The 9,639-nt window shown below is 41.6% G+C and carries 13 protein-coding genes; 8 read left to right on the top strand and 5 right to left on the bottom strand.

Going from position 1 to position 9,639, the window contains the following annotated elements:
• Both PHR02_RS11865 and PHR02_RS11860 read right to left on the bottom strand, forming a co-directional pair.
• Positions 1-274: DUF3293 domain-containing protein (locus PHR02_RS11865; RefSeq protein WP_299992312.1), on the bottom strand; the 274-nt coding region annotated here is incomplete at its 3' end.
• 48 nt (positions 275-322) lie between these two features.
• Positions 323-505 (bottom strand): hypothetical protein, encoded by a 183-nt coding sequence (locus PHR02_RS11860; RefSeq protein WP_299992311.1) that lies wholly within the window; start codon positions 503-505, stop codon positions 323-325.
• Positions 506-839: 334 nt separating this feature from the next.
• Between PHR02_RS11860 and PHR02_RS11855 the strand changes: the two genes are divergently transcribed.
• On the top strand, positions 840-2,891 hold the full coding sequence (locus PHR02_RS11855) for a 2-isopropylmalate synthase (RefSeq protein WP_299992310.1): 2,052 nt from the start codon (positions 840-842) through the stop codon (positions 2,889-2,891).
• Between the two features lie 91 nt (positions 2,892-2,982).
• Here the strand turns inward: PHR02_RS11855 and PHR02_RS11850 are convergent, their stop codons facing one another.
• The 3 genes from PHR02_RS11850 to PHR02_RS11840 form a co-directional block, all read right to left on the bottom strand.
• On the bottom strand, positions 2,983-3,684 hold the full coding sequence (locus tag PHR02_RS11850; protein WP_299992309.1) for a hypothetical protein: 702 nt from the start codon (positions 3,682-3,684) through the stop codon (positions 2,983-2,985).
• Positions 3,685-3,814: 130 nt separating this feature from the next.
• Entirely contained in the window at positions 3,815-4,087 is a 273-nt protein-coding gene (locus PHR02_RS11845; RefSeq protein ID WP_299992308.1) for a hypothetical protein, read from the bottom strand.
• A gap of 160 nt (positions 4,088-4,247) precedes the next feature.
• Positions 4,248-5,618, bottom strand: a complete 1,371-nt coding sequence (locus PHR02_RS11840; protein ID WP_299992307.1) for a PLP-dependent aminotransferase family protein — start codon at positions 5,616-5,618, stop codon at positions 4,248-4,250.
• Between the two features lie 89 nt (positions 5,619-5,707).
• On the opposite strand from PHR02_RS11840, the gene PHR02_RS11835 reads away from it, so the two are divergent.
• From PHR02_RS11835 to PHR02_RS11805, 7 genes are all read left to right on the top strand, one after another.
• A complete protein-coding gene (locus PHR02_RS11835) occupies positions 5,708-6,322 on the top strand; it encodes a pyridoxamine 5'-phosphate oxidase family protein (protein ID WP_299992306.1) in 615 nt (204 codons plus the stop codon).
• 83 nt (positions 6,323-6,405) lie between these two features.
• Positions 6,406-6,801, top strand: coding sequence for a GNAT family N-acetyltransferase (locus PHR02_RS11830; RefSeq protein WP_299992305.1), 396 nt, complete (start codon positions 6,406-6,408; stop codon positions 6,799-6,801).
• A 1-nt stretch (position 6,802) separates the two neighbouring features.
• Positions 6,803-7,381: a transglutaminase family protein gene (locus PHR02_RS11825; RefSeq protein WP_299992304.1), complete on the top strand. Its 579-nt coding sequence runs from the start codon at positions 6,803-6,805 to the stop codon at positions 7,379-7,381.
• 20 nt (positions 7,382-7,401) lie between these two features.
• Positions 7,402-8,268: an AraC family transcriptional regulator gene (locus PHR02_RS11820; RefSeq protein WP_299992303.1), complete on the top strand. Its 867-nt coding sequence runs from the start codon at positions 7,402-7,404 to the stop codon at positions 8,266-8,268.
• A gap of 46 nt (positions 8,269-8,314) precedes the next feature.
• Positions 8,315-8,791, top strand: a complete 477-nt coding sequence (locus PHR02_RS11815; protein WP_299992301.1) for a PaaI family thioesterase — start codon at positions 8,315-8,317, stop codon at positions 8,789-8,791.
• A 39-nt stretch (positions 8,792-8,830) separates the two neighbouring features.
• The gene (locus tag PHR02_RS11810) at positions 8,831-9,427 is read left to right on the top strand and encodes a class I SAM-dependent methyltransferase (RefSeq protein WP_299992300.1); all 597 of its coding nucleotides are present in this window, start codon (positions 8,831-8,833) and stop codon (positions 9,425-9,427) included.
• A gap of 14 nt (positions 9,428-9,441) precedes the next feature.
• A complete protein-coding gene (locus PHR02_RS11805) occupies positions 9,442-9,564 on the top strand; it encodes a hypothetical protein (protein ID WP_299992299.1) in 123 nt (40 codons plus the stop codon).
• Positions 9,565-9,639 lie beyond the last annotated feature (75 nt).

The following is a 9,639-nucleotide window of genomic DNA, read 5'->3' as shown; positions in this document are numbered from 1 at the left end:
TATTATAAATACAATAGCTCTCTTCGCTGTGATCATTCAAATATCCCAACGCTTCATCAAACGGATAGCCGTATTCTAAAAGCTTCTCAAAAAGCTGTTCGTTACGAGCCGTGTTTTCCTCAAGACTAAGTGGTTGATTATTTGGATTCCATGCGGTGAGAATGGCAAAGGGTGCATCGAAGGGTGCGTAAGTGGGTAGGGTATCAATCGTAAAATCGATCTCTTCGCCGTTGTGAGAGATTTTAAAATGGGTGTTATCGTAAATGTCTTTCATGCAATCAGTATAGCATCAAGATGGCTTGAGCTTAGTTGAATGCTAAAATCAAGCCTTGATGTCGAGATTCTGACCCAGACCGGTCAGCTCGGCAGCTAGTGATGCATTGGAATCTTGAGGAACAGGGACACTCTCAAGCAATTTCATAATCCCTTGATCTTGCGAATCGATCGCTTTTTTCAAAGCGTACATCTGCGGTCCCATTCCACCTTGTGAATTGATTGGATCCATGATTTATCCTCCTTTTGGAGTTAGGGATATATCGGCAAATATTTTGATATCCATTAAAAAAAAGATCAATCCGAATACAACAGGGTTGCATTCTCAATTATTTACCGATACAATTTCAACAATACATACAAAGGAGAGACCATGAAAAGTCATACTATGCCTATTTCACAACCTATTACGGATAACCGTATCGTGAGCTTCTCTCTCCTCCTGCTGAACCTGCTGTAATTTCCTTTTTTTCCGTTTCTTTTTTTAATTTTTAGTTTTGCTATATCGGGCGCAGTGCGTCCGTATATCAGCATTTTTTCATTGTTAACTATATGAGGATATCTCTATGCACACGCATACAAAATATACGTCGTATCCAACGGTAAAATTGGATAAAAGAGAGTGGGCGGATAAATCTGCCACAGTTGCCCCGCGTTGGGTCAGTACCGATTTACGCGATGGGAATCAAGCATTAGCTAACCCTATGGGTATAGAGCAAAAGGTTGCCTATTTTAAAGCGTTGGTCGAGTTCGGGTTCAAAGAGATCGAGGTTGCCTATCCCAGCGCGTCACAGACGGAGTTTGATTTCTGCCGTCGTTTGATCGAGGAGGGGTTGATCCCTGAGGATGTTACTATCGGAGTACTTGTCCCCTCGATAGAGCGTCATATCATCCGTAGTTTCGAGGCATTACGAGGCGCGAAACGGATCACGATGCATTTGTACAATCCAACCGCCACGAATCAGCGCAGTGTCGTCTTCCGCCGAAGCCGTGAGCAGATCATCGCGTTGGCGTTAGAGGGTGTGGCGTGTATCAAACGTGAAGCACAGCGCTTTGGCGGAGAGGTGGTGTTTGAGTATTCACCGGAGAGCTTTTCACAGACCGAGTTGGATTTTGCCAGCGATATTTCCAATGCGGTGATTAGCGCGTGGGAACCGACACGGGAGCATCCGATGATTTTGAACCTTCCCAATACGTTGGAAGCATGTTCACCCAACATCTATGCCGATCGTATCGAGTGGATGTCCAAACACATCCAAAACCGTGAAAGTGTCATCATCAGTGTCCATCCCCACAACGATCGCGGATGCGCGGTAGCGAGTGCGGAGTTGGCAGTATTGGCAGGCGCTCAGAGAGTGGAGGGGACGATCCTCGGCAACGGTGAGCGGGCGGGGAATGTTGATTTGATCACGTTGGCGTTCAACTATTTTTCGCAGGGGATCGATCCGTGTTTGAGGGTTGAGAAAGTGGATGAGATATTAAGTCGTATCACAAGCATCACGGGTATGAGCGTAGCCGAGCGTCATCCGTATGTGGGTTCTATGATCTACACTGCATTTTCAGGTACTCATCAAGACGCGATCAAAAAGGGGATGGAACATCACAGGGAGAACAATAGTTCCACATGGGAAGTACCGTATTTGGCGATCGATCCGCGTGACATCGGCAGAGAGTACAAAGACTCGATCCGTATCAACTCCCAATCTGGAAAAGGGGGCGTGGCGTATGTGTTAAAAGAGATATACGGTATCGACGTACCCATAGAGATGCAATCGGTGATTGCCGACGAGGTAAAACGGATTTCGCAAAAGCGAGGCGGTGAGATCAGCAGTGACGAGGTGCTTGGGATTTATGAGGGGATGATGAAACGTAATGAAAACAGTTGGAATGCGCAGGAATATAATAAACATGCTTCATTCGTCTCGAACTTGGCATTGCCCGTCGTTGATTTGCTTGCTCCGATAGAGGGAGAAGAAATCTTGGATTTGGGATGCGGTGAGGGGACGTTGGCGCTTGAAATCCAAAAGAGTGGTGCGAGAGTAACGGGAGTCGATTTGAGTCACGAGATGGTAAAAAATGCACGTGCCAAAGGGATTGATGCAACGGTAATGAGTGTTACGGAGTTGGAGTTTAAAAACCGATTTGATGCGGTCTTTTCCAATGCGGTGCTTCATTGGGTCAAAGAGAGTGAAACCGCCGTTAGAAACATTTATGAAGCATTGAAGCCTAATGGGAGATTTGTCGCAGAGTTTGGAGGGGTAGGTAATTGTAAAACTGCCGTCGATGCGATGAAAGAGGTGTTTAAAAATCACCCTGAATTTGGAGCGTTTGAAGACCCGTGGTATTTTCCAAGCGTTGAAGAGTATCATACCCTCTTGGAGTCGTACGGTTTTAGAGTAGAATACTGTGAGTTAATTCCGCGATCGACTCCAGTAGATGATATCGCCAACTGGCTTGATCTTTTTGCCAACGGGGTAACGGCTCATTTGAGTCGTGAAGAGTTTAGTGTGTTTAAAGAAGAGGTTAGTAGGATTACGAAACCGAAGTTGTACGATGAAAACGACGGTTGGCACGTCGATTATGTGCGGTTGAGGGTTAAAGCGGTAAAAGAGGTATGAAATAGCCTTAATTGTATATGTTAGTCTGCATTCCCACTCAGAGAGTGGGAGCGAGGGGAACGCCTGTCCCGTATGTTGTATGTTTGGTTTGTTAGGTGTATTTATATAAACCAAAAAGTACAACAATTTGCAGTACCCCTATCAATCCAACAAAACTTTGTTTATTCAATTTTAGCCTTATATATCTAGATAGTTTAGAGGTAGTAAATAATATAATCAATATTGAAATTGGGAAAATTAAAGCAAATATCCACATGAACACATAAAATGACAATATTGCTAAAGAGAAATAGAAAAGAAAACTTATGGCAATTTCATATTTTGTTGATATAGTCAAATTGTATTGATTCGCTATTGATATAAGATCACTTGGATATATCTCTGAAACAAAAATATTCACTAATATGATTAATCCTAGTAAACCATAAATGTACATAACAGGTTTGAATTCTTTTATGGTTTCACGATGTTTGAAAACCCAGTTAAAAGAAAAAATCGTAGTAATACTTAACATGATTACGCCGAGAAAAGCTTGTAAAACTGCAATATTGTCTATCTTCAACCACATTGTTAAAAAGATACAGATGAGTGCTATAAAACCTAGTTTTGCAAATAAATCTGGAATAACTTTCATTTCTTCAATAATATTGGCATCGGAACGCCAATTTAGAAAAGCTTTGAATCCTGTTTCTAAATACTCAAAGACAGTGTCCCATTTTTTATTTTGTCGTAAGTATTGTTCTAATGAGAACAGGATTATTAAGCCTTGTAAAGTATAGAGTAACTCTTTCATTCAGTAATCTTTTCCAAATTTTTGTCTCGCTCCCAAGCTCTAGCTTGGGAGTGTATATATTACTCTGCATTCCCAACGAGGACGTTGGGAACGAGCGGAAACTACATTCGTTTGTATCATTGTAGATATGCTATTTGTTTAAGAAGCAGAATCTATGAACTAATCTGTCGATACTTTTGGGAGACAACTCGCAGTATTTATCAGAAAGATATTTTTCAAAAAGCGTTCCTGACTCACTTACTTTTTTTTGATTATCAGGAAACTCATTAATCTCTGAAATCAAAAATCCAATCTTTTCTAAGTCAATAGGACTCATCTCGTTGGGCTGTAGCATGTACGACTGTTTACTTGATCGTTCTTGGATGATTATGTTGATTTCATCCCAATTAATTTTTGTTTCCATGAAATTTGAGTCCTGTTTCTTTCCATTGTAAGGTTAACTATTTATTCATACCCAAAATATACCATTAGCTAGAAATTCACAAGATAATTAAACATTCAAAATGTTCTAATATTAGAAATATCCAAGCAAAGTTTTATACATCGACATATTTCTAAATATTTTACTCTATTCCTCTTAAAAAGATTTCCGCAAACGCTCTAACCGCAGGTTCTATCTCCTCCATCTCGAAACCGCCGAATCCCATCCGAATGGCGTCCCATTCACCCCCAGAGTAATCTTTCGCAAAATAGAGCTTGATCCCCGCCTCTTCGGCTCTTGTTCTCAAAGCATCATAATCGATGTCGGAAGTAGGGCGGATATTGATCGAGAGACCTCCCCCTTCGCTGAGGATGTGTATCGAATTCCCCAAATATTTCGTGAGCATTTGTTTCATCAGATCGTGTTTCTTGCGATTCAGGTTTCGTACCCGTCGCAGATGACGTTCCCAATGCCCCTCACGCATGAACAGCTCCAACGTCTTTTGGGTCATGAGGCTGACACGCGAAAACGTGCCGTGAAAGGAGCGGTATCGATCCATCAGATGAGTAGGCAGTACGATATATCCGACACGCAAAGCGGGGGAGAGGGCTTTTGCAAAGGTGCCGATGTAGATGACTCTCTCGCTACTGTCGAGTCCTTGGAGTGAGGGGATAGGGCGGGAGCGGTAGGTGAGTTCGCTGTCGTAGTCGTCTTCGATGATGTAGCCGTCGTTCTCTTTTGCCCATGCGAGGAGTTTTAGACGGTTGGTGATGGGCATCGCCGCACCTGTTGGGTACTGGTGCGAGGGGGTGATGTAGACGACTCGTGCATCGGAGGCGGATAGCTCATCGATGAGGAGTCCGTTTTCATCGACCCCTATGGGGGTAATACCATAATGTCGGTGGGCGAAAACCTTTCGGGAAATATGGTAGCCGGGATGCTCGATGGCAAAATGAGAGTGCGTCGGGCGAAGAATATCGGCGATCATACTCATCGCGTCGATAAATGCCCCCGTAACGATAATCTGAGAAGCGTCGCACCGCACGCCGCGCAGTTCGGTCAAATACCGTGCTATTTCAGCTCTCAATCCAAACTCCCCCTGCGGGTCGGAGTAGGCACCGAAATCGAGGGTGTCGTCTATGGCGCGATTATAGAGCCGTTTCCAGAGTTTGAGGGGAAAGACCTCTTTGGAGAGGCGGACGGGGTAAAAGTTGTAGCGGTAGGTGATGGCGGGTGTGTCGGTAGGCTCTAGCAATGCAGGTTTTCCGAGCGGATTAAAATCGGCATCCGCGACATAATAACCGCTTTTGGGACGGCTCTCGATGTATCCTTCGGCATAGAGCTGGCTATAGGCGGATTCGACGGTATTTTTGCTGATGCGGTACTCTTGGGAGATTTTGCGGATCGAGGGGAGTTTGCTCCCGATGGCAAGTGTAGTCGTGATGTCGTGTTTGAGTGTTTCATAGAGCTGGATATGCAGAGGTATTTCCGAAGTTGCGTCGAGGAGATACATAAACTGACCTCATAGTTTGTAAATATTTTGTCACTTGTTTAGAGTGCAGATTGGCGATATAGTATCACAAAATTTTTGAGGAAAGCGACATGAGACGATCAGAATTCGAAGTCACCGACCCGCAAGCCATCGAATCGGTATTAAGCGAATGCGAGTACGGGGTATTGTCGCTTATGAGCCGTGATGAACCCTACGGCGTAGCGGTTAATTTCGCGTATCGTGAGGGGGCGGTGTACTTTCACGGAAGCATTGAAGGGCGAAAAGTCGAAGCAATAGGGGAGCGTGCAAAGGTGGCGTTTTTGGTTGTAAAACCTTATGCCTATATCCCGTCGTATTTTAGCGATACCAGTGCGGCATATCCCGCGACACAGTTTTTTACCTCGGTGCATATCAGCGGTGAAGCGATACGGCTAAGAGATGAGCGAGAAAAAGCGTTCGGATTGACTGCTCTGATGGAGAAAATGCAACCTGAGGGGAAATACGACGCCATTGATGCGGCAAACCCGATCTATACGAAAATGATGGAGCTAACGGGGGTCTATAAAATCGTACCGAACGTGATGAGCCTCAAAGTCAAAGCAGGGCAAAATTTACCGAAAGAGCGGTACGATACTCTTATCAAACACATAGAAGAACGAAACGGCTTTGCCGATAGTGCGACGATTCAGTTGATGCAACAATTTGAGAAACAAGCGGATGTATAATGCAAAAAACTATTATTGGTCGAGCTGTATAAGATCAATCAGATGCTATAGCTATCTTAGTCGGCGAACTTTTACAAGAGATTATGGATCGAATCGGAATTGATGCATTCCATTTTGATCTTGAAGATACGAAATCGCGTTTGGCAGAGTTTATCGAACAGGAAAAAAACTTCGTATTTGTCGCTCAAGACAATGAAAACGGCGAATTGATCGGGTTTGTTACTGTGTATGAGGGATTTGCCCTTTATGCTGAAGGAGCTTTCGGAACGATGGCAGAGTTGTATGTTCGTCCATCGTATCGTTCACAAGGTATCGGAAATATGTTGATTCAAGCACTAAAAGATTTCGGTGATGAGAGAGGCTGGAAACGTCTCGAAGTGACGACTCCTCCATTACCTCAGTTCGATGCGACATTGGCATTTTATGAGCGAGAAGGTTTTGAAATTTCCGGCGGACGAAAGTTAAAGAGGGTTTTGTGAAATGGAAGAGTATTTAGCGTCCACTGACATCATCGATTTCACACATCCAAAAGTATCCGAAAAAGCACGTGAATTGGCCAAAGGGTGCAAGAATGACACTGAAATCGCCAAACAGTGCTTTGAGTTCGTCCGTGATGAAATACGTCATACGGGTGATGCGGGAAAGGGTATTACAACCCTACGCGCCAGTGAAGTGCTCGAACAAGGACAAGGGTGGTGCTATGCTAAAAGTCACCTATTGGCTGCATTATTGCGCGCTAACGGTATTCCGACGGCACTATGCTATCAACGGCTGAGTTGTTCGGAATATGTCGAGGGTATTTATTGTCTGCACGGGCTGAATGCCGTGTATCTCAAAGCGTTCGGCTGGTATCGAGTCGATACGCGCGGAAACAAAGAGGGAGTAGATGCGCAGTTTAACCCGCCGCATGAAAAACTGGCATTTGAATTAGGGGAGAATGAATACGATTTGAGTGAGCGGTATTCTCAGCCTCTCCCAGTTGTGATAGAAGCACTTAAAACCCGTAAAAATTACGGTGAAATGGTCGGGCATTTTCCGGATTTCAATAGTATAGAATAAAAAGGATTGGGAATTTTATAATGAATAATGCAATTCTTTTAGCTGACTATGATCAAGCCAAATTAGTTCAGACCCCGTCAGCTATTTATGCAAAATATTGTTCACAATCTTTTGGTGAAGAACTGCCATTATTTATTAATCATAACATTTTAAGTATTGTTTATAGTGGTCAAAAAAAAATCATGACTCAATCCGGTGATTTTATTGTTACAAAAGGAGAAGCATTTTTTTTAGCTAAAGGGCAGTATGTTAATAGTGAAATAATAAGTGATAATGACTATACTTCTCTAGTAATAATGTTTGACGATCATCGTACAGCAAAACTTTTTACTCAATTACCCTATAAAAATTATAATACGAAAAAGTTTTCTTCTTCTGCTATGTTTAAAATTCAGGCTACTCCTTTAATAAAATTATGTGCTGATTCAATAAAGCTTTTTATAGATCATAAAACTGATTATGCTGACGAAATTTTAGAATTGAAACTCAAAGAGATGATGTTATTGTTGCTAGACAGTCCATACGGTGAAAGCTTTATGCAGTATTTTATGTCCTCTTTACTCGGAAAAAATGATTTAAAAGCTTTTATGGAAGAACATTTTGATCAAAATCTCTCGATTAATGAATTCGCAAAATTGAGTGGGAGAAGTATTTCGGCGTTTAAGTCGGAATTCAAAAGAACCTTTGGCTCCTCCCCTATGAAATGGCTGTTGGAAAAAAGACTTATACACGCTAAATATTTGATTGAACAAATGGGTTATGCTATAGGACAAGCTGCTTTTGTAAGCGGGTTTAAAAGTCATGCACATTTTTCTAGATCATTTAGAGAGCAATTTGGTTCTTCACCTATCCAATCAGTCAAATTAAAGAACCTTTCAGACAAATAACTACCAATCAGATCATTGTAAAATTCTTCAAAAAACGGAGACTAGAATGAACACACAATTGCCTGTACTCGAGTATTTGAAGAAATCTTTAGATGGAACATTATCCACTCATGAGACTACTCATATGAATTACCCGACAGCAATATCTCAAACGCTAAAATTGCGTATTGTTGAAGTAGGGCTTGGAACAGCAAAAGTTGCGATAGATGCTACACCACCTCTACATGGAAATCAGCAAGGGACAATACACGGAGGATTATTGTGTGAATTAGCAGATGCTGCTATCGGCACCGCACATTCGACTTTAATGCAAGAAGATGAAACCTTCGCAAGCATTGATTTAAAAATTAATTTTTTTAGACCGAGTTGGGATGCAGTATTGACTGCTTCAGCTCGACCTATTCAAAGTGGAAATACACTTACGCATTATGAATGTGATATTACACGTGAAGACGGTAAGGTGATAGCACATGTGATAAGTGCGGTAATGACACTCAGAGGAGAACGTGCAAAGGGAAGGTAAAATAGTATCGCTAAATCATACCGATTATGAGGGGTTTTTATGGAATCAATTGAAATAGGAAAGAAGTATGACAAAATTGCTGACATGTGGAATGAAACCCATCAATCTTCTACATATGGAATAAATCAGCTTTTGAAAGCATTAAGCTTTTGTACAAATCATGATAGAGCTCTTGATGTGGGATGCGGAGCAGGCGGTAGATTTATTCGTTTATTGCAAGAGAAAAAATTCGCTACAACAGGAATTGACATCTCCAAAAGGATGATTAAATTAGCTTCTGAAAATCATCCAGATGTAGAGTTTATTTTTACTGATATATGTATGTGGAAGAGTGATAAGAAATTTGATTTAATACTTGCATGGGATAGTATTTTTCATCTACCGTTAACGCAACATGAAAATGTATTATCAAAACTATGTAACATGTTATCAAAAGACGGCATTATAATTTATACACTCGGTGATGCTATCGGAGAACATACAGATCAATGGTTGAATGATACATTTTATTATAGTTCTTTAGGAATTACAGAAAATTTGCGTATATTGTCAGCTAATAATGTTGAATGTAAACATCTTGAACTGGATCAATTTCCATTAAAGCATGTTTATATTATTGGGAAAAAAATATCGTAAAAGGAATATTTTGTATGAGATTCATTTTTTTACTTTTTATCTCTTTGCCTTTTATTGCTTCCGAACCTGATTTCGGAAAATTTGACGGTACGGCGGTCATCGTCGATCTGAATACTCTTTTGCAAAATAGAGCTTGATTTTCGGCAGATAAATGTGGAGGGTAAAATTTACCGAAAGAGCGGTACGATACTCTTATCAAAAACATAGAAGTG

It is taken from the genome of Sulfuricurvum sp., assembly GCF_028688295.1.
Classification (GTDB): Bacteria; Campylobacterota; Campylobacteria; order Campylobacterales; family Sulfurimonadaceae; genus Sulfuricurvum.
This window is presented reverse-complemented; position numbering and strand designations above follow the sequence as displayed.

What these genes read in the sequence shown, in the direction of transcription:
- PHR02_RS11810 (WP_299992300.1), top strand. Translation starts at nt 8,831, where the DNA reads ATGGAATCAATTGAAATAGGAAAGAAGTATGACAAAATTGCTGACATG.
- PHR02_RS11845 (WP_299992308.1), bottom strand. Translation starts at nt 4,087, where the DNA reads ATGGAAACAAAAATTAATTGGGATGAAATCAACATAATCATCCAAGAA.
- PHR02_RS11835 (WP_299992306.1), top strand. Translation starts at nt 5,708, where the DNA reads ATGAGACGATCAGAATTCGAAGTCACCGACCCGCAAGCCATCGAATCG.
- PHR02_RS11850 (WP_299992309.1), bottom strand. Translation starts at nt 3,684, where the DNA reads ATGAAAGAGTTACTCTATACTTTACAAGGCTTAATAATCCTGTTCTCA.
- PHR02_RS11815 (WP_299992301.1), top strand. Translation starts at nt 8,315, where the DNA reads ATGAACACACAATTGCCTGTACTCGAGTATTTGAAGAAATCTTTAGAT.
- PHR02_RS11825 (WP_299992304.1), top strand. Translation starts at nt 6,803, where the DNA reads ATGGAAGAGTATTTAGCGTCCACTGACATCATCGATTTCACACATCCA.
- PHR02_RS11855 (WP_299992310.1), top strand. Translation starts at nt 840, where the DNA reads ATGCACACGCATACAAAATATACGTCGTATCCAACGGTAAAATTGGAT.
- PHR02_RS11860 (WP_299992311.1), bottom strand. Translation starts at nt 505, where the DNA reads ATGGATCCAATCAATTCACAAGGTGGAATGGGACCGCAGATGTACGCT.
- PHR02_RS11805 (WP_299992299.1), top strand. Translation starts at nt 9,442, where the DNA reads ATGAGATTCATTTTTTTACTTTTTATCTCTTTGCCTTTTATTGCTTCC.
- PHR02_RS11830 (WP_299992305.1), top strand. Translation starts at nt 6,406, where the DNA reads ATGGATCGAATCGGAATTGATGCATTCCATTTTGATCTTGAAGATACG.
- PHR02_RS11840 (WP_299992307.1), bottom strand. Translation starts at nt 5,618, where the DNA reads ATGTATCTCCTCGACGCAACTTCGGAAATACCTCTGCATATCCAGCTC.
- PHR02_RS11820 (WP_299992303.1), top strand. Translation starts at nt 7,402, where the DNA reads ATGAATAATGCAATTCTTTTAGCTGACTATGATCAAGCCAAATTAGTT.